The 25,685-nt window shown below is 61.5% G+C and carries 22 protein-coding genes; 8 read left to right on the top strand and 14 right to left on the bottom strand.

The window, feature by feature from the left end; genetic code table 11:
- Positions 1 to 43 precede the first annotated feature (43 nt).
- Positions 44 to 424 carry an autonomous glycyl radical cofactor GrcA gene (gene grcA, locus PG899_RS10550; protein ID WP_011706929.1) on the bottom strand — a complete coding sequence of 127 codons (381 nt, stop codon included), beginning with the start codon at positions 422 to 424 and terminating at the stop codon, positions 44 to 46.
- A gap of 845 nt (positions 425 to 1,269) precedes the next feature.
- Here grcA and ung point away from each other — a divergent pair.
- Complete coding sequence (ung, locus tag PG899_RS10545) at positions 1,270 to 1,938, top strand: uracil-DNA glycosylase (protein ID WP_011706928.1); 669 nt, start codon at positions 1,270 to 1,272, stop codon at positions 1,936 to 1,938.
- A gap of 157 nt (positions 1,939 to 2,095) precedes the next feature.
- Positions 2,096 to 2,644 carry a hemerythrin domain-containing protein gene (locus tag PG899_RS10540; RefSeq protein ID WP_011706927.1) on the top strand — a complete coding sequence of 183 codons (549 nt, stop codon included), beginning with the start codon at positions 2,096 to 2,098 and terminating at the stop codon, positions 2,642 to 2,644.
- A gap of 51 nt (positions 2,645 to 2,695) precedes the next feature.
- Here PG899_RS10540 and PG899_RS10535 read toward each other — a convergent pair whose 3' ends face one another.
- Both PG899_RS10535 and tal read right to left on the bottom strand, forming a co-directional pair.
- Entirely contained in the window at positions 2,696 to 2,878 is a 183-nt protein-coding gene (locus PG899_RS10535) for a DUF3545 family protein (protein ID WP_016351599.1), read from the bottom strand.
- Positions 2,879 to 3,038: 160 nt separating this feature from the next.
- Entirely contained in the window at positions 3,039 to 3,989 is a 951-nt protein-coding gene (gene tal / locus PG899_RS10530) for a transaldolase (protein ID WP_190283947.1), read from the bottom strand.
- Between the two features lie 743 nt (positions 3,990 to 4,732).
- Between tal and PG899_RS10525 the strand changes: the two genes are divergently transcribed.
- Complete coding sequence (locus PG899_RS10525) at positions 4,733 to 6,175, top strand: alanine/glycine:cation symporter family protein (protein ID WP_270697358.1); 1,443 nt, start codon at positions 4,733 to 4,735, stop codon at positions 6,173 to 6,175.
- 129 nt (positions 6,176 to 6,304) lie between these two features.
- Here the strand turns inward: PG899_RS10525 and PG899_RS10520 are convergent, their stop codons facing one another.
- From PG899_RS10520 to PG899_RS10510, 3 genes are read right to left on the bottom strand one after another with little or no spacing between them, the layout of a single operon-like run.
- Entirely contained in the window at positions 6,305 to 8,278 is a 1,974-nt protein-coding gene (locus PG899_RS10520) for a transglutaminase TgpA family protein (RefSeq protein WP_190283948.1), read from the bottom strand.
- Positions 8,265 to 9,251, bottom strand: coding sequence for a DUF58 domain-containing protein (locus PG899_RS10515; protein WP_190283949.1), 987 nt, complete (start codon positions 9,249 to 9,251; stop codon positions 8,265 to 8,267). The genes PG899_RS10520 and PG899_RS10515 overlap by 14 nt, the downstream gene beginning before the upstream one ends.
- On the bottom strand, positions 9,251 to 10,171 hold the full coding sequence (locus PG899_RS10510; RefSeq protein WP_190283950.1) for an AAA family ATPase: 921 nt from the start codon (positions 10,169 to 10,171) through the stop codon (positions 9,251 to 9,253). The genes PG899_RS10515 and PG899_RS10510 overlap by 1 nt, the downstream gene beginning before the upstream one ends.
- Before the next feature lie 190 nt (positions 10,172 to 10,361).
- Between PG899_RS10510 and ampC the strand changes: the two genes are divergently transcribed.
- Both ampC and dtpB read left to right on the top strand, forming a co-directional pair.
- Positions 10,362 to 11,510, top strand: coding sequence for an FOX/MOX family class C beta-lactamase (gene ampC, locus PG899_RS10505; protein WP_106553110.1), 1,149 nt, complete (start codon positions 10,362 to 10,364; stop codon positions 11,508 to 11,510).
- Positions 11,511 to 12,005: 495 nt separating this feature from the next.
- A complete protein-coding gene (gene dtpB, locus PG899_RS10500; protein ID WP_029299394.1) occupies positions 12,006 to 13,511 on the top strand; it encodes a dipeptide/tripeptide permease DtpB in 1,506 nt (501 codons plus the stop codon).
- Positions 13,512 to 13,558: 47 nt separating this feature from the next.
- Here the strand turns inward: dtpB and ruvX are convergent, their stop codons facing one another.
- Together ruvX and PG899_RS10490 are read right to left on the bottom strand one after the other, a co-directional pair.
- Entirely contained in the window at positions 13,559 to 13,981 is a 423-nt protein-coding gene (ruvX, locus tag PG899_RS10495) for a Holliday junction resolvase RuvX (protein ID WP_011706917.1), read from the bottom strand.
- Positions 13,982 to 14,027: 46 nt separating this feature from the next.
- On the bottom strand, positions 14,028 to 14,582 hold the full coding sequence (locus tag PG899_RS10490; protein WP_016351591.1) for a YqgE/AlgH family protein: 555 nt from the start codon (positions 14,580 to 14,582) through the stop codon (positions 14,028 to 14,030).
- Between the two features lie 118 nt (positions 14,583 to 14,700).
- On the opposite strand from PG899_RS10490, the gene PG899_RS10485 reads away from it, so the two are divergent.
- Positions 14,701 to 16,326 (top strand): methyl-accepting chemotaxis protein, encoded by a 1,626-nt coding sequence (locus tag PG899_RS10485; RefSeq protein WP_270697357.1) that lies wholly within the window; start codon positions 14,701 to 14,703, stop codon positions 16,324 to 16,326.
- Between the two features lie 115 nt (positions 16,327 to 16,441).
- On the opposite strand, the gene gshB is transcribed toward PG899_RS10485, so the two are convergent.
- From gshB to metK, 5 genes are all read right to left on the bottom strand, one after another.
- Positions 16,442 to 17,395 carry a glutathione synthase gene (gene gshB, locus PG899_RS10480; RefSeq protein ID WP_017409164.1) on the bottom strand — a complete coding sequence of 318 codons (954 nt, stop codon included), beginning with the start codon at positions 17,393 to 17,395 and terminating at the stop codon, positions 16,442 to 16,444.
- A gap of 114 nt (positions 17,396 to 17,509) precedes the next feature.
- Positions 17,510 to 18,241, bottom strand: a complete 732-nt coding sequence (gene rsmE / locus PG899_RS10475; RefSeq protein ID WP_041216407.1) for a 16S rRNA (uracil(1498)-N(3))-methyltransferase — start codon at positions 18,239 to 18,241, stop codon at positions 17,510 to 17,512.
- A 63-nt stretch (positions 18,242 to 18,304) separates the two neighbouring features.
- Complete coding sequence (locus tag PG899_RS10470) at positions 18,305 to 18,988, bottom strand: endonuclease (RefSeq protein ID WP_016351587.1); 684 nt, start codon at positions 18,986 to 18,988, stop codon at positions 18,305 to 18,307.
- 76 nt (positions 18,989 to 19,064) lie between these two features.
- A complete protein-coding gene (locus PG899_RS10465; protein ID WP_190283952.1) occupies positions 19,065 to 19,598 on the bottom strand; it encodes a SprT family zinc-dependent metalloprotease in 534 nt (177 codons plus the stop codon).
- Between the two features lie 69 nt (positions 19,599 to 19,667).
- Complete coding sequence (gene metK / locus PG899_RS10460) at positions 19,668 to 20,819, bottom strand: methionine adenosyltransferase (RefSeq protein WP_043160024.1); 1,152 nt, start codon at positions 20,817 to 20,819, stop codon at positions 19,668 to 19,670.
- 342 nt (positions 20,820 to 21,161) lie between these two features.
- On the opposite strand from metK, the gene tkt reads away from it, so the two are divergent.
- On the top strand, positions 21,162 to 23,153 hold the full coding sequence (gene tkt / locus PG899_RS10455) for a transketolase (RefSeq protein WP_190283953.1): 1,992 nt from the start codon (positions 21,162 to 21,164) through the stop codon (positions 23,151 to 23,153).
- A gap of 409 nt (positions 23,154 to 23,562) precedes the next feature.
- The gene (locus PG899_RS10450) at positions 23,563 to 23,964 is read left to right on the top strand and encodes a hypothetical protein (RefSeq protein WP_190283954.1); all 402 of its coding nucleotides are present in this window, start codon (positions 23,563 to 23,565) and stop codon (positions 23,962 to 23,964) included.
- Between the two features lie 145 nt (positions 23,965 to 24,109).
- On the opposite strand, the gene PG899_RS10445 is transcribed toward PG899_RS10450, so the two are convergent.
- Positions 24,110 to 25,375: a RidA family protein gene (locus PG899_RS10445; RefSeq protein ID WP_190283955.1), complete on the bottom strand. Its 1,266-nt coding sequence runs from the start codon at positions 25,373 to 25,375 to the stop codon at positions 24,110 to 24,112.
- Positions 25,376 to 25,685: the final 310 nt, after the last annotated feature.

Genomic DNA, 25,685 nt, shown 5'->3' with positions numbered 1-25,685 from the left:
CCGTTTGGGCCGTTTTTCATGATACCGGTTGCTGCAGAGCGACTTACAGGCTCTGGGTGAAGGTACGGGTCACCACGTCACGCTGCTGTTCCGGGGTCAGTGCGTTGAAGCGCACGGCGTAACCGGAGACACGGATGGTCAGCTGCGGGTACTTTTCCGGGTTGGCGATGGCGTCTTCCAGGGTCTCGCGACGCAGGACGTTGACGTTCAGGTGCTGGCCACCTTCGACAGCCGGCTCGGCTTGTACCGGCAGTTCACGGTATTCGAACTGGCCCAGGTCAGAGACGCTGACTTCCTGATCGGCGGCGAAGGTGTCGCCTTTGGCGCAGATGCAACGAGCCTGTTGCTTCTCTTCGTCCAGCAGCCAGAACGAGTTCAGCAGAGCGGCGTTGGCAGACTGGGTGATTTGGATGCCCTTGATCATGGTATGACTCCTCATAGGAAAGCGGATTCAACTGTAAGGAAATTACCCTGATGTATTTAAACCACCGGGATGATTTAAAGGGCCCTTGCCTTACACCTTTACTTTGTTGGGTCATATATACCACGATGGTAATATTACGAAAATTGATCTAAATCAAAAAATACGCGGTTTGCGCGAGCTGGAAGGGATTAAATTATTGAGATTAATCAAAAAGAGGTCATTTTTCTGATTATGTAAGATATCTAAATTATGCATCTTCTATTAATTAAATCTAGTAATTTAACTACATGTTTTAAGGTTTGTGCTATGCATGAGCCGACCTCATCTTCTCTGTGGGGGCATCAGGGCCAAGCCTGCGGTGAAGGTGGCGGGGCCAGGTTTGCCCTCTCTCTGCTGCTCACACATCTATACAAGGTTGCCTTGGCATAAGGCTGTCTCAGCCGAGCCGCCGATTGCCACGGTCAGTGTGACCCCGCAGCCCACAGTGGCCGGGAGCGCTGGGTGCGCGGGAGGTTGTCATACCGTTGCCATGCGGTTGCCATATAGAGACGAGGGGACTCGGAAGAGGGTACCAAGGTTGCGTCCCGAGGGCTGGCCCCCTATCCTGAGCCCCTTGCCGCATTAATGAGGGCATGGTGATGCCAGCACTGGCCCAGCACCATGTCTTGCCGCATTCAGCGAGGATGGTGGCGTGCTGGCTCGCATGGCCCGGCATGGGCCAAGCCGCATGCCGCAAAACCCGCCGTATTCATCGAGGATGGTGGCGCGCCGACCCGCATCAGGCGGTGTGACCCTGCACAGGGTTACAGGGCGTCCATCCGGACAGATTCAATGAGGAGATTGGGGTGCAGACCTGGACTGATGTAATTGGCTCCGAGAAGGAGCAGGACTATTTCAAGGCGACCCTGGCGACCGTCAGGAGTGAGCGGGAGGCGGGCAAGGTGATCTATCCGCCGGCGACCGACGTGTTTAATGCCTTCAAGCTGACCGAGCTGGATCAGGTCAAGGTGGTGATCCTGGGTCAGGACCCCTATCACGGCCCCAATCAGGCGCACGGTCTCTGCTTCTCGGTGTTGCCGGGGGTGCGCACGCCCCCCTCGCTGGTCAACATCTACAAGGAGATGCAGCGGGACCTGCCGGGTTTTGTCACACCCAGTCACGGCTTTCTGGAGTCCTGGGCCAAGCAGGGGGTGCTGCTGCTCAATACCGTGCTGACGGTCCAGGCGGGCCAGGCCCACTCCCATGCCCATCTGGGCTGGGAGACCTTCACCGACCGGGTCATCGAGCAGATCAATGCCAGCTGTCAGGGGGTGGTCTTCCTGCTGTGGGGGGCCCATGCCCAGAAGAAGGGGCGCTTCATCGACAGGCAGCGTCATCATGTGCTGAGCGCGCCGCACCCCAGCCCGCTCTCTGCTCATCGCGGCTTCATCGGCTGCGGCCACTTTTCCGAAACCAACCGGCTGCTGAGTCAGCAGGGGATGAGCCCCATCAACTGGCACTCGGTCTGCGAGTGAGGGGCCCGGTGGCTGACGAGCGGGGGCATGAACAGGGGGCGGCATTGTGCGTTACCCGCTGTTTTGTCTGCAGATGACTTGATTGAGTGCAAAGTTGGCGCGATAAATGACCGTATACTCGAAACAGGATCGTCTCATTTCAGCGCAAGGAGTGCCCATGCTAGCCAGTCTGCACAAGGACCATCTCAACATCGCCAGGTTGCTGGATCTGCTCAAACACAAGCTCGCCGCCATTCGCGACGAACAGCGGGTCAGCTATTTCCTGATCCGCGATGTGGTGGATTACCTGAGGGAGGTGTCGGACAAGTATCACCATCCGAAGGAAGACATCATTTATGACTACTACCTCAAGTACCGGGTAGTGGAGGGGGACGTCGCCAACCGGCTGCAGGCCGAGCATGCCAAGTTGCTGGAAGCCGGTGCCGAACTCAAGGAGATGGTGGAGATGATCCTGATGGATGCGGTGATCCCGCTCGATCAGTTTACCGCCAAGCTGGAGCAGTTCGTGGCGCTGCAGGAGGCGCACATGAACTACGAGGAGGGGGTCATCTTCCCCCATCTGCGCGACTCGCTGACCGAGGATGACTGGCGTCACCTCGAACAGATCTGGCAGAACCGCGCCATCGGGGATCCGCTGTTCGGGCCCGAGATCAGCCAGCACTTTCAGGCACTGGCCAAGCGCCTGTCGCTGCCGCTCTCTTCCTGAGGGGAAACACTCTCTTAAAAAACAAGGCCCCGGTTAACCGGGGCCTTGTTTTTACAGTTCGATCTCGTCTGAGAGACCTTCGTAGGCGATGTCGATGGATTGCAGCTCCTTCTGCAGGCGGTGCTTGTCTTTCAACGCCTCAATCTCACGCCATTTACGTTTCTTTCCCGTTGTCCCGCGGCTACGTGAACCGAGCTCAACTACATCGTCATATTCGAAGTTGAACATTTCCATGGCTCCCTCCTTGGTTATTCTCGTTTTCACCATCCGTATAACATAACGGCATTGAAAATAAAACGTTTTCGTGACGAACACATGACAAGGGTCCGGCGCCCATAAAAAAACCGGGTTCCCTTGCGGGAACCCGGTTTTCATCGGCTCATGACGGCTCTCATCAGAGGCGGCTGGCCAGCATGGTTTCCAGCTTGCCCTGGTCGATGGCAAACGTGCGGATGCCTTCGCCCAGCTTCTCGTGGGCCATGGCGTCCTGGTTCAGTTCCCAGCGGAATTCGGCTTCGGTCATCGGAGCCGGTTTGGCTTTGCGCTCGCCGGTGTAGTTCAGCTTGCGTACCACGGCGCCTTCGGTTTTGCTCAGCTCTTCCAGCAGGGCCGGGCCAATGGTCAGACGGTCGCAGCCGGCCAGTTCCAGGATCTCGCCGGTGTTGCGGAAGCTGGCGCCCATGACCACGGTCGGGTAGTCGTGCTGTTTGTAGTAGTCATAGATGGAGGTGACGGAAACCACGCCCGGATCTTCGCTGGCGGTGTAGTCACGGTTGTGCTTGGCCTTGTACCAGTCGAGGATGCGACCGACGAACGGGGAGATCAGGAAGGCGCCGGCTTCGGCACAGGCACGGGCCTGGGCGAAGGAGAACAGCAGGGTCAGGTTGCACTGGATGCCCTCTTTCTCCAGCACCTCGGCGGCACGGATCCCTTCCCAGGTGGAGGCCAGCTTGATCAGGATGCGATCGTTGCTGATACCGGCTTCGTTGTAGAGACGGATCAGTTTGCGGGCCTTGGCGATGCTGGCCTGGGTATCGAAGGAGAGACGGGCATCCACTTCGGTGGAGATGCGGCCCGGGACGATTTTCAGCACTTCCAGGCCAATGTTGACTGCCAGCTTGTCGCCCGCGTCGATGATTTGCTGTGCCTTGTCCTGGCTCTGGGCTTTGGCCCAGTTGATGGCGTCTTCGATCAGCGCTGCGTATTCGGGGATCTCGGATGCCTTCAACACCAGAGAGGGGTTGGTGGTGGCATCGATGGGCTGGTAGCGCTTGATGGCTTCGATATCACCGGTGTCGGCGACAACTGTGGTCAGGGCTTTCAGCTGGGTTAATTTATCGGCCATGGCAAATATCATCTCTTTATGAGGGCGCACTCTCCTGCGGAGGGTGCTGGCTCGGGGGTGGCGGGCGTGAGACGACAGTTCTGAAATAAAATTACAAAATCCCGGCGACTCAGGCTCAGAAAAGCGCGATGGGTATGCCCCATCGTCATTACCTGCCTAATTAATACGGATGTGGCTCATCCTGCAATAGGGGGGGCTGTATGCTTATCAGCCACTCCCTGGCCGCAGTGGGAAAGAGTGGCAAAAAGTGTTTGATAAAAAACGACTTTTATCCTTTTTGCCGGAGTGGATTTAGCGGCCGCCAAAAACAACTTTTTTGGTTGATTATCGGTTTTGTGGCATCGATCACACAAATTGTCCGATCAGCCTCTTGAAATTTTATTACGTGTAAAACGTTTGGCGAAACAAAGGGGTTTTGGTTGCCCGGATGGGTAAACGCTTGCGTAATGGTTTGCCCCCTTCTCTGCTTGCTCTACCTCTATATAGATAATTGCCAAAAAGTGCTCTTTTGGGTCTAATTTGTCGGCTGATTGATTGGATTCTCAGTTTTGTTGAAATTTTGCGAGTTAAATGAAGCTTTAATGCACTGGATCGCTCGTTTTTTGTTTCCGCAGTGATCCCGATCACTATTCTGAACTCCCTCGCTATGCTAGATTCCGCCCCTTTAGTGAACCGCAAATTCAGAAACAGACAGCAAGGGGTCAGCGCAGACTGACCATGGATGTGATAACAACGAGAGAAATATGGACACCTTGATCGCAATGATTAACGACCTGATGTGGGGAGCCGTGCTCATCTACCTGCTCATCGGCGTCGGCATCTTCTTCACCTTCCGCCTGGGTTTTATCCAGATCCGCCACTTCGGCCACATGTTCTCCGTCTTGCGCAACAGCCGCAAATCAGACAACGCCGGCATCTCCTCCTTCCAGGCCCTCTGTACCAGCCTTGCCGCCCGTGTGGGTACCGGCAATCTGGCCGGGGTGGCGGTGGCCATCTATCTGGGTGGCCCGGGTGCCATCTTCTGGATGTGGCTGATCGCTTTCATCGGCATGGCGACCGCCTTCGTCGAGAGCACCCTGGCCCAGCTCTACAAGGTCAAGGATGAGGACGGCAACTACCGTGGCGGCCCCGCCTACTACATGGAGAAGGGGCTCGGCATGCGCTGGATGGGGGTGTTGTTCTCGCTCTGCCTGATCCTGGCGTTCGGTCTGGTGTTCAACGCGGTACAAGCCAACTCCATCAGCCTGGCGATGAACGTGGCCTTCGGCATCCCCGACTGGGTCAGCGGTCTCGCGCTGGTGGTGCTCTCCGGCCTCATCATCTTCGGCGGCATTCGCGGCATCGCCCGTTTCGCCGAGCTGGTCGTGCCCTTTATGGCGCTGGCCTACATCCTGATGGCGCTGTTCGTGGTGGCCATGAACATCAGCGAGCTGCCGGGGGTATTCAGCCTCATCATCAAGTCTGCCTTCGGTCTTGAGCAGGCCGGTTCCGGTGCGCTGGGCTACGCCATCTCCCAGGCGATGATCAACGGCATCAAGCGCGGCCTCTTCTCCAACGAAGCCGGTATGGGCTCCGCTCCCAACGCCGCCGCGACCGCGACGCCCTATCCGCCGCACCCGGCCTCCCAGGGTTATGTGCAGATGCTGGGGGTGTTCCTCGACACCATCGTCATCTGTACCTGTACCGCCGCCATCATCCTGATGTCCGGCCAGTTTGAACCGGGCTCCGGCATCACCGGGGTGGAGCTGACCCAGCGGGCGCTCTCCTCCCAGATCGGTGGCGCTGGCAACATCTTCATCGCGGCGGCCATCTTCTTCTTCGCCTTCACCTCCATCGTGGCGAACTACTCCTACGCCGAGACCAACCTGGTGTTCCTCGAGCACAACCACAAGGGCGGCCTGATGCTGTTCCGGATGTTCGTGCTGGGCATGGTGATGTTCGGTTCGGTGGGCGAGCTGCCGACCGTGTGGGCCATGGCGGACGTCTCCATGGGGCTGATGGCCATCGTCAACCTGGTGGCGATTCTGCTGCTCTCCGGGGTGGCCATCAAGCTGGCGCGGGACTACAACGACCAGCTCAAGCTGGGCAAGGTGCCCACCTTCGACGCCAACAAGTACCCCGAGATCCGCAGCCAGCTGGAAGAGGGGATCTGGGACAATCCGGCGCAAAACAGTAAGCAGGCATAAGCCTCGCTGTCGCCGTTGTCTGACAACAAGGGGAGCCACGGGCTCCCCTTTCGTTTGGGCGTTGTTTGCACCGCCGTCAGCTGTGGGCATCCCAGCGCTGGCAGATCTGGCGCCGCCGCTGCACTGCCGTCACTGGCGGGCATCCCAGTGCCGGCAGATCTGGCGCAGCCGTCGCCGCAGCTGGCGCAAGGTACGTTGGCGCTGCGCCGTCGACAAGGGGGCATAACGCCAGCGCCGGTAGAGCCAGGCACCCTGTTGCAGCGGCCGCGCCAAGGCAGGTCTGAGGCCGGCGAGGCGCTCGCACCAGCTGGCCAGACTCTCCCCCGCCAAGGGCTGCCAGCCATGGTGGGCGGCGCGCCGGCGCAGGGGCTGCCATAGCCGCAGGGGCAGCGGAGCAGGGCCGCGCCAGATCAGCAGGCCACCCACCAGGCTGGCCACCCCCAGCAGGGCGGCCAGGATCAGCCAGTGGGCATGGCCGGCCAGCACCGGCCAGCGTTGTCCCAGCTGCTGCCACAGGCTGGCGGCATCATAGTTGAGTACCCAGCGGGTCCATTGGTAATCGAGATTGGCCCCCCACCAGCGCAGCTGGTTGAGCAGGGCCCAGTTGCGATAGCGCTGCAGGGAGAGCGGGTCAGCGGCGGCGAACTCGCCGCCAAGGGCCGCCGGCATGCCCCCTTCGATACGCTGAGGGGCCACCGCGGCGGTGGGATCGAGCCGCTGCCAGCGGTTCTGCTCATCCAGATACTCCACCCAGGCGTGGGCATCAAACTGATGCACCTCCAGGTAGTTGCCCCTCGGATTCCACTCGCCACCGAGGTAGCCGGTCACCAGCCGGGCCGGGATGCCAGCCGCCCGCAGCACGAAGGCGGTGGCCGTGGCGTAGTGACCACAAAAGCCGCGCCGGCTCTCGAACAGAAAGTCATCCACCCCCTCTTGTCCGAGCCGCGGCGGCTGCAGGGTGTAGTAGAAGTCGCCATGGCGAAACTCGTCCAGCAGGGCGGTGGCCAGCGCCTCTGGCGTCGGATGGCGAGCCTTGAGCACCAGGGCATGGGCCCGGGCCTTGGGGTTGCCGCCCGTGGGCAGCTGCAGGTTGAGGTGACGGGCAGCGTCATCGGCAGGTGGCGTCATGGCGGCCGTGCTGACCCGGTAGCTGACGCGGCCATCCCCCCGATCCTGGCGATAGAGGGTGGTGAGGGGACTCAAGGTGACCGGGCCGCTCAACACTTCGGGGTTGGCCTGGGCCAGGGTCCAGCGCAGGCGTTGGGGCTCGGCGATCACCTGATAGCTGCCGGCCGGCAGCGGGGTCGCCGGGGTGGCCGCCGGCAGCATCTGCACGGATTGGGATTGTTGCCAGCGGCGCACCTGCTCGCTGAGCAACCAGCGCCGGCCATCGAACAGCTCCTGGCGCATCAGCGGGAAGTAGCGCTCCTTCGGCGGGGGCGGCGCGGCGGCGAAGGTGATGCGAAAGGCCAGCTCGGAGGAGTTGACCAGCTCGCTGATGTCGCCGGGGGCCACCTCTTCCGAGAGGCCGGAGAGGGTGCGGCTGCTGCTCGGCATCTGCCACAGCGGTGCCAGCCTTGGCAGCAGCAGAAACAGGGTGAGCAGCAGGGGGATGGCCAGCAGCAGGATGAGCCCGGCACGGCGCCACAGCCGCTGGCCGAGGGGCTGCACCGCTGCCAGCAGGGTGGTGACCGCCAGCCAGAGTGCAGCCATCATCGCCAAGGCCCACCCCATGCTTTGCCGTTGCACCAGCGCCAGCGCGACGAGAAAGAAGGCGAGCAGCAGCACCTGCTCCACATCCCGCTCTCGCCGGACCTCGATGAGCTTGAGGCCGTAGCCGAGCCAGAGCAGATTGATGAGGGCCGGCAGGGTGCCGAGCTGGCGCCACTGCCAGCCAAGCAGCGCCACGCCCAGCATGGCCAGCAGTGCCAGCGCGGCGGCGGGCGGCGGACGCCAGCCCCGCCACAGCATCATGGCCCGCACGCCCAGGGTGAGCAGTGAAACGGCCACCACCCAGAGTTGCAGCTGGGGCCAGAGAGCCGGGATCAGCAGTAGTTGCAGCAGGGCGAGCAGCGGCAGCAGACGCCGGTTATCGAGCAGCATCGAGGTTGACCTCCTGCGGCGACTCCACGGCATCGACGCGGGCCAGCGCCAGCCGGCAGCGCTGCAAAAAGTTAGCCCCGCTGTCCGGCCCGAGCGTCTGGCCCGCCAGCGTCAGGCTGAAGGGAATGCCCCGCTTGGCGTAGTCGTCACACCACCAGGCGAGCACCGCCAGCCGCTGCTCCAGATCCCGGCCGCCGACCCGCTGTGGGCTGAGGTGGGTATCATCCTGCCCCGGCTCGCAGAACTGCTTCACCAGCAGGCCGCGTCCCTGGGCGAGCTGCTTCCAGGCGACCCGGCTCAGCGGCTCCCCGCTCTGGTGGGCTCGCAGCATGTCGAAGTCCCCCATCGAGGCCGGGGTGGGCTGCCCCCGGCTGCCCGCCGCATCGGTCGCGGCCTCCCCGCACAGGGGACCGTACTCGGGGGCCGGCGCGAGCCAGCCCTCCAGTTGCAGGTCCAGCAGCGTCCAGCAGCGAAACAGGCCGAGGGGGTAGCGACTCTCCACCCGCAGCCTCTCCAGCGGCAGGCGTCCGCGCCGGGGGCCCAGCACCGGCAGGAGCAGGGGTTGCGGCACCGCATCCACCTGCGCCAGCCAGAGCCGCCCTTCATTGAGGGAGAATTGCAGAGCCTGCAGCGGCCGTTCGCTGCGCACCGTGATGGGCATGGGCAGGGTGCTGCCCGCCTCTCCCAGCACGGCCGGCCCCCCCAGCAGAGACAACCCCAGCAGGTTGCGGTGGGTGAGCCACATGGTGACCATGAACAGGCTGCCGAGGCCGTAGGCCACCAGCAACACCAGGTTGTTCTGGTAGTTGGTGCCGAGCAGATAGATGGCCAGCATCACCAGCAGATACCAGAGGCCGAGCCGGGTGGGCAGGATGAACAGGCTGCGCCCCAGCAGGGTGATCTGGCGGGCCGGCGGGATGCGCCGGGCCAGCCAGCCTTGTTGCCACCTGGCCCTGTGCTGGCGCCAGTTCATCAGGGGCGATCCGGATCGACCCGGGCCAGCAGGCGCTGGCTCAGCGGGCAGGCTTCACCGCGCTGCACCCCAAAGCTCCCCCTGAGCCTGTGCTCGGCCACGTAGGGGAAGACAGCCTGCACATCCTCCACGCTGACGAAGCGGCGGCCCGCCACCAGCGCCCAGGCCCGGCTCACCGCCAGCAGAGTCTGGGCGGCGCGGGGCGAGAGCGGTTGCGGCAGGTCGGCGTCGAAGCGGCTCTGCTGCACCAGCGCCAGCAAGTAGTCGAGGCTGGCATCGGAGAGGTGGATCTGCGCCGCCTCGGCCTGCAGGGCGGCCAGCTCGGCGGCGTCCAGCTGCCGCTCGAGGGGCGCGCTCTGGCTGGCCCCGCGCAGCAGTCGACGCTCTGCTTCTTGCGTGGGAAAACCGAGGGAGAGGCGCACCGCGAAGCGATCGAGCTGGGATTCCGGCAGGGGGTAGGTGCCCGCCTGATCCGCCGGGTTCTGGGTGGCGATGACGAAGAAGGGGGAGGGCAGCGGGTGGCTCTCTCCCTCTATGCTCACCTTGCCCTCGGCCATGGCTTCCAGCAGGGCGCTCTGCACCTTGGGGCTGGCACGGTTGATCTCGTCCGCCAGCAGCACCTGGGCAAAGACGGGGCCCGGGTGAAAGCGAAACTGCTGCTGGTGGGGGTCAAAGATCTGCAGCCCCAGCAGGTCGGCCGGCAGCAGATCGGCAGTGAACTGCACCCGCCGGCAGTCGAGCCCCAGCACCTGCGCCAAGGCGTGGGCCAGGGTGGTCTTGCCCATGCCGGGCAGATCCTCGATCAGCAGGTGGCCGCGGGCCAGCAGGGTCACCAGCGCTATCTTGAGCTGCAACGGCTTGCCGAGGATCACCTGCTCCAGTGCCGTCAGCAGCCGGGTTATCTGTGGTTGTGTCTGCACGTGCGCCTCCCTGTGTGATGCTGCCCCTACAGCTTATACGCCCGTGGCCGGGCAAGAGGGGCAAGTCATGGATAACTCATTGAATCTGGATGATTTGGTGGGCGACTTCACACAGACTTCACCCAGGCTCATGCTCGGCACACGCAGGTCGGTTAGGCTGACGGCTCCTGAACATACTGAGATTTTTGCCATGAAACAGACCAGATCCCTGCCACTGCTGGCCCTCGGCACCCTGCTGCTTGCCCCGCTCGCCCTGGCGGCCCCCGTCGATCCGCTGAACGCTGTGGTGGATGACGCCATCCGCCCCATGCTCAAGCAGCACAGGATCCCGGGCATGGCGGTCGCCGTGCTGAAGGGGGGGCAGGCCCACTACTTCAACTACGGGCTGGCCGATATGGCGGCCGGGAAGAAGGTCAGCGAGCAGACCCTGTTCGAGATTGGCTCGGTCAGCAAGACCTATACCGCCACCCTTGGTGCCTACGCAGTGGTCAAGGGGGCGATTGGGCTGGATGACAAGGTGAGCCGGCACGCGCCCTGGCTCAAGGGCTCCGCCTTTGATGGCATCACCATGGCCGAGCTCGCCACCTACAGTGCCGGCGGGCTGCCGCTGCAATTCCCCGACGAGGTGGAATCGGTCGAACAGATGCAGGCTTACTATCGCCAGTGGACGCCGGCCTATCAGCCGGGCAGCCATCGCCAGTACTCCAACCCCAGTATCGGTCTGTTCGGCTATCTGGCGGCGAGCAGCCTGCAGCAGCCGTTTGCCCAGTTGATGGAGCAGACCCTGCTACCCGGACTGGGTATGCACCACACCTATCTCGATGTGCCGAAGCAGGCCATGGCGAGTTATGCCTATGGCTATTCGAAAGAGGACAAGCCCATCAGGGTCAATCCCGGCATGCTGGCCGACGAGGCCTACGGCATCAAGACCAGCTCGGCGGATCTGCTCGCCTTCGTGAAGGCCAATATCAGCGGGGTTGATGACAAGGCGTTGCAGCAGGCCATCTCTCTGACCCACCAAGGGCGCTACTCGGTCGGCGAGATGACCCAGGGACTGGGCTGGGAGAGTTATGCCTATCCCGTCAGCGAGCAGACGCTGCTGGCGGGCAACTCCTCGGCGGTGATTTACAATGCCAACCCGGTCAAACCTGTTGCCGCGTCCCAAGAGACGGGGGGGGCGCGACTCTACAACAAGACCGGCTCGACCAACGGCTTTGGTGCCTACGTGGCCTTCGTGCCCGCCAAAGGGATCGGCATCGTCATGCTGGCCAACCGTAACTACCCCAACGAGGCCAGGATCAGCGCGGCCCATGCCATTTTGAGCCAGCTGGCACCCTGATCCGCCGCACTTGGCGGATGGCCCACGGGTCGCCAACACCATGTTGAAAAACGCCGGCCAGTCCGGCGTTTTTTTATGCACAGGGTTGGTCGCGGGGAAAACAGATCCGTTTGCACCAATAAAACTAATGTGGTTTCATTAGAAAACTTCACCTATTGCAACAAGTGAAGTGTGATCGGCTATTGGTTTGCGTTAATAGCAGTGTCTTATCATGCCATCTGTCGATTTTTCGGCTTTTACAATTGTCGCGAGAGTGTCCGGTGTGCGATGACGGGTGCAAACGGCTGCCAGCCCGTTGCCAAACGCCTGCGGAATATTGTGCGATCCCCACCTTATCGTGTCAGGAGCCATCCGGCTTATTCCCAGCCCTGCCAGCTGACCATCCGCCGCTGCGAGCACAGTGGTGATCACCACAGACAGAGGTGCCCGCGCACACTTATCCGTGCGGCGGCCCCATATCACACCAATAAAAAACACCAAGACAGGTAGGTTAGCATGCGTCCATCGGCCCCGACCGGGTTGTTGCAACAGCCCAAACCCTTTTTCATGATCTTCTTCGTCGAACTCTGGGAGCGCTTCGGTTATTACGGCGTCCAGGGGATCCTGGCGGTGTTCTTCGTCCAGCAACTGGGATTCTCACAGGAGCAGTCGTTCATCACCTTCGGTGCCTTCTCGGCACTGGTATATGGCCTCATCTCGGTGGGCGGCTATGTGGGCGACCATGTGCTGGGCACCAAGCGCACCATGGTGCTGGGGGCCATCGTGTTGGTCATCGGCTATTTCATGACCGGCATGTCCATCTACAATCCCGACCTCATCTTCTATGCACTGGGTACCATCGCGGTCGGCAACTGCCTGTTCAAGGCCAACCCCGCCAGCCTGCTCGCCAAGTGCTATGAGCGCGGCGATCCCCGGCTAGATGGGGCCTTCACCCTGTTCTACATGTCGATCAACATCGGCTCGCTCATCTCGCTGTCGCTGGCACCGGTCATCGCCGATCACTACGGCTATACGGTGACCTACAACCTGTGCGGGGTGGGTCTGGTCATCGCGCTGCTGACCTTCTTCGCCTGTCGTCACATGGTCAGGGACATCGGCTCCGAACCCGACCATCTACCGCTCGATTACGGCAAGCTGCTGCTGGTCTTGCTGGGGTCGGTGGCGTTGGTCTTCTTCTGCGCCTGGCTGATGCACCACGTGGTGATCGCCAACATGGTGCTGATGACGGTGACCCTGGCCGTGGTGATCTTCTTCTTTCGCGAGGCCTTCAAGCTCGATGCGGTGGCTCGCAACAAGATGTACGTGGCCTTCGTGCTGATGCTGGAAGCCGTGGTGTTCTACGTGCTCTACGCCCAGATGCCGACCTCGCTCAACTTCTTTGCCATCAACAACATGCATCACGAGATGCTGGGGATGAGCGTCAACCCCATCAGCTTCCAGGCGCTCAACCCCTTCTGGGTGGTGGTCGGCAGCCCGGTGCTGGCGATGATCTATACCCGGCTGGGCAGCAAGGGGCGGGATCTCACCATGCCCCTCAAGTTCACCCTGGGCATGCTGTTCTGCTCCCTCGGCTTTCTCACCGCGGCGGCGTCCGGCATCTGGTTTGCCGATGCACAGGGGCTCACCTCACCCTGGTTCATGGTGCTCATTTATCTGTTCCAGAGTCTGGGAGAGCTGATGATCAGCGCCCTGGGGCTGGCCATGGTGGCGGCATTGGTGCCGCAGCGGCTGATGGGCTTCATCCTCGGGATGTGGTTCCTGACCCAGGCGATGGCCTCTTTGCTGGGGGGCTATGTGGCGACCTTTACCGCCGTGCCGCAAGGGGTGACCGATCCGCTGCAGACCCTGCCCATCTACACGGACGTGTTTGGCAAGATTGGGCTGGTGACCCTGCTGGTGGCGGTGGTGATGGCGCTGATGGTGCCCTGGCTCAACCGCATGATGCATGCCGGTCAGGGTGAAGAAGGGGGGGATCTGCTCTCGCAACAGGCCAAGGCCTGATGCAGGCATGGGGGAGGGGCAGGATTGACCTGCCTCTCCCCCGTCTGTCAACCGTACTGCTCTTCCATCCAGGCTTCCAGAATGAGCTGGGCGGAGACTCCGTCCACGCTGCCTTTCTCCAGCGCCCGATAACCCCCCCGCTCGAACAGACGCGCCCGCGCATCCGTGGTGGTGAGCCGCTCGTCCTTGAACTCCACCTGCTTGCCGAAGCGGCCGTGCAGCCGGTTGCCGAATTTGCGGGCCCGTACCGTGATCTCCTGTTCGGTGCCGTCCATGTTGAGCGGCAGGCCGACAACCAGCAGATCCGGTTGCCACTCCTTGAGCAGCTTGTCGATGTCGTCCCAGTTGGGGATGCCGTCGTTGGCCTTGATGGCGCGCAGGGGTTGGGCCGTGCCGGTAAGCTCCTGACCGATGGCCACCCCTATGCTTTTGGTGCCGTAGTCAAAGCCCATGATACTGCGTGATGACATTGCATTGATTCCTCAAAATGCCTCGCGAAATGCGTGGCAAACGGCATCAGCTGTGGCCGATGTCGCTGGATAGATGGATGGGGTTGACCCCTATGCTGGCGGCGGCCTGCTGCCAACGCTGATGGATCGGGGTCTTGAACACCAGATCCGGATTGGGCGGGATCACCAGCCAGGCACCGTCGACCAGCTCCTGCTCCAGCTGGCCGGCGCTCCAGCCGGCATACCCGAGTGCCACCAGCCAGTGGGCGGGGGCCTCCTCGGTACCGAGGGTTTCCAATATATCCTTGGAAGTGGTGACCATGAGCTCGTCTCCCACCTGCAGAGTGGAATTGAAGCCGGGTCGGAAGCTGTGCAGCACGAAGCCGCGGTCGGCGTGCACCGGCCCTCCCTGCAGCACCGGCTGCTTGAGCTCGGGGCTGGGGGGCGGCGCCAGTTTGAGCTGGGTCAGCATGGCATCCAGCGACATGTCCACCGGGATGTTGACCACCAGCCCCATGGCACCCTCTTCGCTGTGTTCGCACAGGTAGACCAGCGAACGCTCGAAATAAGGATCGGAGAGGCTCGGCATGGCGAGCAGGAAGTGATTTTGCAGTGTTTGCATATGGGCCAAATATTGCAAAGGTATTTGGGTCAATTATGGCAGTTCGCCGAGGCGGGCAAAACCGCTTTTTACCGCTTGCGGGCCGGTTCCCCGCCGCAGTCAGGATGGAGATAACACCATGGAAGGTATTTCGATCAGACAGAAGTTGATCCTGGGCTGTGTGGTACCCCTGCTGGCATTGGTGCTGCTGGTGATCGGGGCTGTCCAGGCAATGTCCCAGCTGATGGCTGGCATGAACAGCATGTATCAGGGGGAGGTGGTGCAGCTCAAGGAACTCAAGCAGATCGCCGATCTCTACGCGGTCAAGGTGATCGATGCAGCCAACAAGGCCAATGTGGGGGGCTTCGACCCCGCCAGATCGCGCGCGGACATGAGCGCCGCCCAGCAGGAGATCAAGCGCATCTGGCAGGGCTACCGCAGTCAGCCGATGAGCCAGACGGAGCAGCGGGAAGCCGACCAGATGCAGGGGCTGTTTGCGGCGGCAGACCGGGAGATTGAGACGGTGATGCAGATCCTGGCCGACATGCAGGGGAGCAATCAGGGTCAGCTGGCCGCCCATATCATGCCGCTCTATCGGGTGATCGACCCGGTCAGCGACGGGATCAGCGCCCTGGTGGAGTACCAGCTGAAGGAGGCCGAGAAGAACATGACCGAGCTCAACGGGCTCAGGGTGCAGCTCAACCGGCTGTTTATCTTGCTGCTGGTGGTCGGCAGCGCCTGCATCCTGTTCTTCGGGGTGTGGGCCGGGCGCAGCGTCAGCCAGCCCCTGGCTGCCATGGGCGGGATCTTGCGTGGCATGCAGACGGATCTCGATCTGAGCAAGCTGGCACCTGTGCTGCGCAAGGACGAGATGGGCGGGCTGGCCCACTCCCTCAACGACGTGATCTGCCATTTTCGCGAGCTCATCACCCAGATCAACGGCATGGCGGAGCAGCTCGCTAGGGAGTCGGCCCAGCTGGCTCATATCGGCGTCGAGAGCCGCCAGCGCTTCGCCCAGCAGCAGGCCGAGACCGATCAGACCGCGACCGCCATGAACCAGATGAGCGCGACCGTGGCGGAAGTGGCCAACAGCTCCAACAACGCTGCCGATGCGGCGCGCCATGCCGACGGGAGTGCCCGTCACGGTCACCAGATAGTGGCGGACGCCATCCAGTGCATGTCGGGGCTGTCGTCCCAGATCCAGAACACCGCCGCCATGATCACCCAGCTGGCCGATGACAGCCGCAATATCAGCAGCGTGATGGATGCCATTCGCGGCATCGCCGAGCAGACCAACCTGCTGGCGCTCAACGCCGCCATCGAGGCGGCGCGGGCTGGCGATCAGGGGCGGGGGTTTGCGGTGGTGGCCGACGAGGTGCGCACCCTGGCCCAGCGTACCCAGCGCTCCACCGAGGAGATCGGCAAGACCATCGTCAAGTTGCAGCAGGGGGCCACTCAGGCGGCGTCCAGCATGGAGCTGGGACTGGATCAGGTGGAACAGTCCAACCGCACCGTGCTGGCCTGCGGTCAGGCGCTTGGCGAGATAGTCAGTTCGGTCAACGTGATCAACGAGATGAATACCCACATCGCCACGGCGGCGGAGGAGCAGAGCAAGGTGGCCGAGGACATCAGCCGCAATGTGGTCAATATCGCCCACATCGCCAGCGAATCGACACAGGCCGCCTCCCAGTTGAACCAGAGTTGCCACGAGCTGGAACAGCTCTCCAGCGAACTCAAGGTGAAGGTGGGGCAGTTCCGCTGCTGACGGGGAGAGGCAGGAAAGAGCAAAGGCAGGATGGAAAAAAACAGGATAGAAAAGAGGCGGCCCCGGGGCCGCCTCTGTTGTTTATCGCCTGTGGTCGTAGCAGGGCTGGGGCCGCTCAAGCCTTGGCCAGCCGGCGCTCGATGGCATCCATCAGCATGCCGGTGATATGCACGTCGAAGGCCGCTTCAATCTCGCGGATGCAGGTCGGGCTGGTGACGTTAATCTCGGTCAGCCGATCACCGATGATGTCGAGGCCGACGAAGATAAGCCCCTTCTCTTTCAGCGTCGGGCCCACCGCGCGGGCGATGGCCCAGTCGGCTTCGCTCAAGGGACGCGCTTCGCCACGGCCACCGGCCGCCAGGTTGCCACGGGTCTCCCCCTGGGCCGGGATGCGAGCCAGGCAGTAGGGCACCGGCTCACCGTCTACCACCAGCACCCGCTTGTCACCATCCTTGATGGCGGGCAGATAGGTCTGCGCCATGCAGTACTGGCTGCCGTGCTCGGTGAGGGTCTCGATGATGACGCCGACGTTGGCGTCATCCTCCTTCATGCGGAAGATGGAGGCGCCGCCCATGCCGTCCAGCGGCTTGAGGATCACGTCCTTGTGCTTGGCGTGGAAGGCGCGCAGCTTGTCGGCTCTGCGAGTGACGAGCGTGGTCGGAGTGTGCTCGGCAAACCAGGCGGTGTAGAGCTTCTCGTTGGCGTCGCGCAGGCTCTGCGGCTTGTTGACGATGAGGCAGCCTTCATCCTCGGCCCGCTCCAGCATATAGGTGGCGTAGATGAACTCGGTGTCGAAGGGGGGATCCTTGCGCATCAGGATCACGTCCAGGCTGGAGAGCGGCTGATCCACCACCTCGCCCAGCGTGTACCAGTCGGCATAGTCATATTTGACGGTGAGCGGACGCATGGTGCCGAAGGCACGACCGGCCTCCATGTAGAGGTCTTTCATCTCCAGATAGAACAGCTCGTAGCCGCGCTTTTGCGCCTCTTCGAGCATGGCGAAGCTGGAGTCCTTCTTGATGTTGATGGCCGAGATGGGGTCCATCACGATGCCGAGTTTAATGGTCATCCGCTGTTCCTTCTTAATGGCTCGAGGGGGTTGTAGGGTCGATTAGCGCAGCGTAATCGGCCGCTTGCGGCTGCATCGAGGTTGCCGTGCGGCTGCTCGATGCGGCCCATGGTATCAAGCGAGATCGCCAAAGCGGCACTGCAGCGCAGTAATCGCCGTCAGGGCGGCGGTTTCGGTGCGCAGCACCCGCGGCCCCAGCAGCATCTCTTTGAAATCTTCCTGCACGGTACGGGCGATCTCGTCGCTCGACAAGCCCCCTTCCGGGCCGATCAGCAGGCGCACGCCGTGCTCAGGGATGGGCAGGGTGTTGATGCTGTAAGGGGCGCGCGGGTGCAGGTTGAGCTTGAGTTCGTTGGTCTCTTCCGCCAGCCAGGCGTCGAGCTCCATCGGCATGCGCACCTCGGGCACGGTATTGCGGCCGCACTGCTCGCAGGCGCTGATCACCACCTTCTGCCACTGCTCGCGTTTTTTCTCCAGCCGATCGGCCGGCAGCTTGACGCCGCAGCGCTCGGAGAAGAGCGGGGTGATGCAGGTGACGCCCAGCTCCACCGATTTCTGGATAGTGAAGTCCATCTTGTCGCCGCGGCTGATCACCTGACCGAGGTGGATGGCCAGCGGGGATTCCACCGAGCGGGTGTCGCAACTGTCGATGGTCACTTCCACCGACTTCTTGCCCACATTGGCGATGGTGGCGGGGTACTGGTTGCCGTCGCCGTTGAACAGCTCGAGCTGCTGACCCGGCTGCATGCGCAGCACCCGGCCGATGTGGTTGGCACCGTCTTCCGACAGGGCGAGGGTCTGGCCCACCTGCAGGGCGGCCGGTTCATAGATACGTGGAATGCGCATGGCTCAGTGTCAGTCTCTGGTTCAAGAAGAGGGGGTTTAAATCCCTTGTGCCCATAGATGGGGTTATCGGCACTGCTTTTCAATAAAGGGGTTGGTATTGCCCTGCAGCTTGCCAATGCGGCGGTTGCGCTCGCACTCCCAGCCGTCGGCCGGGTACTGCCTGTCCCAGGCTTCGAACAGTTTACGCTGTTGCGCCGCCAGACGCAGCCCATACTGCTGGCTCATGTAGAGGTAGGCGCGGGCGATCTGGCCGCGTACCAGCCCCTTGGGCGGCTGCACCTGGCGATTTTTGAAGTCCACCAGCATCCGGCACTGGCCGTACTGATCCGGGGTGCCATTCCAGTCGGAGAAGCGGAAGTTGGCGCGATCGCCGTTCACCTCGCCGATGGCGGGGAAGAGGTTGTGCATGTCCCCTTCCATCTGGTTGAACTCGTCGCTCTTGCCGCAATTCTTGCGACCGCCCTGCTGCCAGCACTGCAGCTGGTGGCCGAACTCCCAGGCCGGCACCACGTGCTCCCACTCGATGCGGGCGGCGCGCTTGGGCTGCTTGCGCGGCTCATAGCCGCAGCTGGCCAGATCCGGGCTCATTTTCTTGCCCTGATAGTCAATCTTGCAGCCGCAATAGAAGGTGACCGGGTGATCCTGATAGAGGCGGTTCAGATCCTGTTTGGCGGCGCGAAAGGTCTGGGCATGCAGGGGCAGACTGACCAGCAGGGTCAGGGCGAGAGAGAGCAGGGGACGAAACATGGTGATCCTTGGCAATGAGATGGTTGGCGGAAAAATCAGAGAGGCACCCTAGCACAGGGGCGCGACACCGGCTGGCTTACTGCGACGAGCCAACCCGCTCCAGCGGTTGCTTGCAGCGGCGGCAGTGGTAGCGGGCCTCGCCGCGCACCACCTTGTTGTGGCGACGCACCGACAGCTGATGCTGCTGGCAGAGGCAGCGATAGGGGATGGTCGGCTGCGCCAGGACCGCCAGATCGAAGCTGTGGGTGGTTCTGGGCTCAAGGCCGAACACCTCCCGCATCACCGATTGCCACTGGCGGCCGTGGGGCAGCACCCGCGATCTGCCACGCCCTTCGCCCCACAGGGCATAAACCAGCAGGTGGGCCACCTCGTGGGGCACCACCTCGACCAGAAACGCCTGCTGGTTGGCCTGGTAGAGGGCCGGGTTGAAGCGCAGCTCCCAGGTTTGCAGCCGCGCCGATCCCGCCGCCCGACCGCGCATGTTGCAATGAACTTGCGGGCGGGGAAAGGGGCGGCCAAGGCGCGCTTCGGCCTGCACAAAACAGGCGTCGACACGGGCGAGCAACTGCTGGTGCAGGGCGGGATCGAGGCGGGTGGCGGTGAGGGACATCGGGTTCTCGGCAAATGGCGGACAAGCAAAAGGGGAGCCCGGCTCCCCTTTATACCACAAGCGTGACGCTTACAGACCGGCGGCGGAACGCAGCTGTTCGGCCTTGTCGGTCTGCTCCCACGGGAACTCGTTGCGACCGAAGTGACCGTAGGCGGCAGTGGCCTGGTAGATCGGGCGCTTCAGATCCAGCATCTGGATCAGGCCGTACGGACGCAGCTCGAAGTGCTCGCGTACCAGCTTGACCAGCAGATCCTCGGCAACCTTGGCAGTGCCGAAGGTTTCGACGCTGATGGAGGTCGGTTCGGCCACGCCGATGGCGTAGGAGATCTGGATTTCACAGCGATCGGCCAGACCGGCGGCGACGATGTTCTTGGCCACGTAGCGGGCGGCGTAGGCAGCGGAGCGGTCAACCTTGGACGGATCCTTGCCGGAGAAGGCGCCACCACCGTGACGGGCCATGCCGCCGTAGGTGTCGACGATGATCTTGCGACCGGTCAGACCGCAGTCACCCATCGGGCCGCCGATGACGAAACGGCCGGTCGGGTTGATGAAGTATTTGGTGTCCTTGTTGACCCACTCGGCCGGCAGTACCGGCTTGATGATCTCTTCGCGCACCGCTTCCACCAGATCCTTGTGGCTGATGGATTCGGCGTGCTGGGTAGAGAGCACCACGGCGTCCACACCGATGATCTTGCCGGCGTCGTCGTAGGCGAAGGTCAGCTGGCTCTTGGCATCCGGACGCAGCCACGGCAGGGTGCCGTTCTTGCGCACTTCAGCCTGACGCTTCACCAGCAGGTGAGAGTAGGTGATGGGGGCCGGCATCAGCACGTCGGTTTCGTTGGTGGCGTAGCCGAACATCAGGCCCTGGTCGCCCGCGCCCTGTTCCAGCGGATCGCTGCGGTCAACGCCCTGGTTGATGTCCGGGGACTGCTTGCCGATGGCGTTCAGCACGGCGCAGGAGTCGGCGTCGAAGCCCATGTCGGAGTGGGTGTAGCCGATGTCGCGCACGGTGTCGCGCACGATCTGCTCGATGTCTACCCAGGCGGTGGTGGTTACTTCACCGGCCACCATGACCATGCCGGTCTTGACCAGGGTCTCGCAGGCGACACGGGCCTTGGTGTCTTGCTTGAGGATGGCGTCCAGGACCGCATCGGAGATCTGGTCCGCAATCTTGTCGGGATGGCCTTCGGAGACCGACTCGGAAGTAAACAGCTTTGCCATGATGGGATTCTCAGCTTGTCTGGGGTTATCGCCGCAGCAATAACCGGGTGATGATAGGATGATTGTAGAGGTATCTACATCTGGACGTCCATTTTAGTTAGCGCCCCCCTCGATTGCCAGCACTATTTTGGTTTTACCGCCCCCTGGCCGAACAAGATCCGCGCTTTACCCCATTTGGGGTGTAAAGCGGTTACGGCTCAATCGTTTGCCCTGTCAAGAAAAGCGATTGAGCTCCCAAAGCCACTTTATTCGCCCAGATAATATTTGCACGCCGCGCCCCCTGCTGGGACAATAACGCGCCTTAATCTTGGCCATCAAATGAAGCAATCGCAGGAGATACAGATGCCTTCTCGTAAAGAGCTTGCCAATGCCATTCGCGCATTGAGTATGGATGCCGTTCAAAAAGCCAACTCCGGTCACCCGGGCGCCCCCATGGGAATGGCGGATATCGCCGAAGTGTTGTGGCGCAGCCACCTCAAACATAACCCGAACAACCCCAAGTGGGCCGACCGCGACCGTTTCATTCTCTCCAACGGCCACGGCTCCATGCTGCTGTACTCCCTGCTGCACCTCTCCGGTTATGACCTCTCCATCGATGATCTGAAAAACTTCCGCCAGCTGCACTCTCGCACCCCGGGTCACCCGGAGTACGGTTACGCGCCGGGCGTTGAAACCACGACCGGTCCGCTGGGTCAGGGCATCACCAATGCCGTCGGCATGGCGATCGCCGAGAAGGCCATGGCCGAGCAGTTCAACCAGCCGGGTCACGACATCGTCGACCACTACACCTACGCCTTCATGGGCGACGGCTGCCTGATGGAAGGTATCTCCCACGAAGCCTGCTCCCTGGCCGGTACCCTGCAACTGGGCAAACTGATCGCGTTCTGGGATGACAACGGCATCTCCATCGACGGTCACGTGGAAGGCTGGTTCACCGATGACACCGTCAAGCGCTTCGAAGCCTACGGCTGGCACGTGATTGCCGCCGTTGACGGCCACAGCCCGGAAGCGATCAACGCTGCCATCGAAGCCGCCAAGGCCGAGACCGGCAAGCCGACCCTGATCTGCTGCCGCACCATCATCGGTTACGGTTCCCCGAACAAGTCCGGCTCCCACGACTGCCACGGCTCACCGCTGGGCAATGACGAGATCGCCGCCGCCCGTGCCTTCCTGAAGTGGGACCACGCGCCGTTCGTTATCCCGTCCGACATCGCTGCCGAGTGGAACGGTCAGGAGAAGGGCGCCAAACTGGAAGCCGACTGGGCTGCCAAGTTCGCCGCCTATGAAGCCGCTCACCCGACCCTGGCTGCCGAATTCAAGCGCCGTACCGCTGGCGAACTGCCGGCCAACTGGGCCGCTGAATCCGCCAAGATCATCGAAACCCTGCAAGCCAACCCGGCCAAGATCGCGACCCGCAAAGCCTCCCAGAACTCGCTGGAAGCCTTTGGCAAGCTGCTGCCGGAGTTCATGGGTGGTTCTGCCGACCTGGCGCCGTCCAACCTGACCATGTGGTCCGGTTCCAAGTCCCTGACCAACGACGATGCCTCCGGCAACTACATCCACTACGGTGTACGCGAGTTCGGCATGTCCGCCATCATGAACGGTATCGCCCTGCACGGTGGTTTCATCCCCTACGGCGCCACCTTCCTGATGTTTATGGAATACGCCCGCAATGCCCTGCGCATGGCCGCCCTGATGAAGCAGCGCGCCATCTTCGTTTATACCCACGACTCCATCGGTCTGGGTGAAGATGGCCCGACTCACCAGCCGGTCGAGCAGATCGCTTCCCTGCGTCTGACCCCGAACATGAGCACTTGGCGCCCGTGTGACCAGGTTGAATCCGCCATCGCCTGGAAGCACGCCATCGAGCGTACCGACGGCCCGACTGCGCTGATCTTCTCTCGTCAGAACCTGGCCCAGATGGACCGCAGCGCCCAACAACTGGCCGATACCGCCAAGGGTGGCTATGTGCTGAAGGATTGCGCTGGCAAGCCTGAGCTGATCCTGATCGCCACCGGTTCCGAAGTGGAACTGGCCGTGGCCGCCTATGAGCAGCTGACTGCCAAGGGCCGTGCCGTGCGCGTGGTCTCCATGCCGGCCACCGACGTGTTCGACGCCCAGTCTGCCGAGTACAAAGAGTCCGTCCTGCCGGCCTCCGTCACCAAGCGTGTGGCCATCGAAGCCGGCATCGCCGACTACTGGTACAAGTACGTGGGCTTTGGCGGCAAGATCATCGGTATGACCACCTTCGGTGAGTCTGCACCGGCCGAGCTGCTGTTCAAGGAATTCGGCTTTACCGTGGAAAACGTGGTTGAGACTGCTGAATCCCTGTAATAGCTGATCATTGGGCCACTCTGGCCCAATAGTCGGAACAACAAAACGCCCTCCATCGCAAGATGGAGGGCGTTTTTTATGGCTGCTTGGGTATGACGAAATAGCGTGTGAGCCGATACGGGAGGTATTCAGATCGATTACTTGATCAATCTCGCTTTTTCTTTTGAATTTGCTTTCAAGTTTGGCGTCATACGATACCATGCTGGGCGGCTTACCCCTGTCATTACAAGGCATAAACCAATATTCGGTAGCGTCCATTGAACAAGCCTGGTTGGCAACGTCGGGCTATTTGATGGTTGCTGGCTGCTTGGTGTCATGCAGCAGGGTTGTCGGGATGGTGGTCAGTTTTTCATGAAGAGTTCTTGATTATAAAAATGTCATGTGACGTATATCTGAAATGGAGTTTCCCATGTCTTGTTCCATTGTCATCAATCAGTCAGCACAGAAACTACAAGTAAATAAGGACAGCTACGATCTGGGAAGAATATCGAACGTACAGGTTCGGGTCCTTTCCTGGAAAGACAAAATACTCAATATGATTATGTTGGGGGCCATTGCTTCCAGTCTACTGTTCATATTTGTGCCAACGGATGCACAAGGTCAGGTTATTACGTGGATTCTTCCTGCTATCGCATTTTTGATTGGTGCATGTCTGGCACTGGTGATAAGTACCAAGTATGAGTTTCGGTTGGAGTTCAGGCATTCTGATGAGGTTGGGGTGCAATGGTTCACGGCTGCCAAGAGTCGAGCCGAGGGTGACTTTACATTGTTCAAACAGTGGGAAGCTGAACTGAAGCAACATATTCGATAGCGTGTTATTGGCCCGCAGGTTCGATTAGCGAAGCGTCATCGAACGTTGGCGCATCTGCGTCGATGCCATAAAAATAATATCCCTTCCTGTTACCAAAAAAGAGACCGGCCATTAGCCGGTCTCTTTTTATTATTCAGGGCATGTCTTATGCCTGCGGCGGGGTGCTTTCTGCGTTGGACATCACCGCATCAATCTGCACCAGGGCGCCGGCGGGCAGCTCGCTCACGCCAATCACGGTGCGGGCGGGCAGGTAGGCCGGGAAGTATTTGGTGTAGATGGCATCCACCTCCGCCAGATCCGCGATGTTCTTCACCTGGATATTGACCTTGACGATATCGTCCATCACGTGGCCGATGCTTTCGACGATGGTCTTGATATGGCCGAGGCACTGGGCGGTCTGCTCCTTGACACAACCGGTCAGGATCTTGCCGGTGGCCAGATCAACCGGCAGCTGGCCGGCGATGTGGTTGTAGTGGGAGAAGGCGACGGTCTGGGTGTGCAGCGGGCTGCGCGGTGCCTTGTCGGTATTGCGGGCGCTGATCACCAGATTGTGTCTGTCTTCCACCAGCTGCGGCGGGGTGCCGTCACCGTGGGAGATGACCGCATCCATCTGCACCCGGGCGCCGAGCGGCAGGGCGGAGGCCACGATCACGCTGCGCGCCGGCAGGTAGGCGACGGCACGGGCAATGGCGGAGTCCGGGAAGAAGGTGGTGTAGACCTCGTTGACGGCGTCCAGATCGGCCAGGCTGGTCAGATAGACGGTGACCTTGACGATATCGTCAAACGGTACATCGATGCTCTCCAGCACGTGCTTGATGTTGCGCAGGCACTGGCCAGCCTGCTGCTGGATGCCACCGGCGACCAGCTGGCCCGACGCGGCATCGACCGGCAGCTGGGCACCGATATTGTTGTAGTGGGAGAAGGCGACGGTATGGGTCGAGAGCGGATCCTGCGGCGCCTTGTCGCTGTTGCGAGAGAGCTTCAGCAGCGGGCAGGGGGCCTGCGGGAAGGTGCCTTCACCGTTGGAGATGAGCGCGTCCATCTGCACGGCGGCGCCGAGCGGCAGACCAGCCACCGCCAGCACGGTGCGGGTCGGCAGCAGGTGGGGGAAGAACTCGCCATAGACGGCGTTGACCGCGTCGAGATCGGCAATCTCTTTGAGAAATACCGTGATTTTGACCACGTCATCCATCACATGATCGATGCTCTCGACGATGGCCTTGATATTGGTGAGGCACTGTCTGGCCTGCGCCTTGATATCCCCTGCGACCAGCGCGCCCGTTTTCGGGTCGACCGGCAGCTGGGCGGAGATATTGTTGTAGTGGGAAAACGCCACGCTCTGGGTGCTGGGGCTCAGATCCTGCGGTGCATTGGCGGTATTTCTGGCTGACTTGATGATGGTACCACTCATGGCGATACTCCTTTTTCGTTTTTGATGTAGGGTCAGGCCGCGTTGATCTTCCCTGGCCGAATGCGTCACGCAGGGCGATCCCCATGATGGCGGCAACAGTTGCCCATTCCCGCCGCAGGGCGACGGGGCAAGGGACCATGGTCATTACTGTGTAAAGCCTTGTGCCGGTGCCGCCGGCGCGTGCAAACGGATAAGGGAGAAATAAATCGGCTTGATGATTCAGACGGGAGGATTCTAAATAGCTGTTCCGAATAGTAGATCACCGGAGGAAGGGAACTCAGTCCAGTTTGTGCGATCTGATTAGTCGCTA

It is taken from the genome of Aeromonas sp. QDB39 (genome assembly GCF_027707585.1).
GTDB lineage: Bacteria > Pseudomonadota > Gammaproteobacteria > Enterobacterales > Aeromonadaceae > Aeromonas > Aeromonas hydrophila.
The sequence above is the reverse complement of the archived record's forward strand: the minus strand, read 5'-3'. Positions and strand labels throughout refer to the sequence as shown.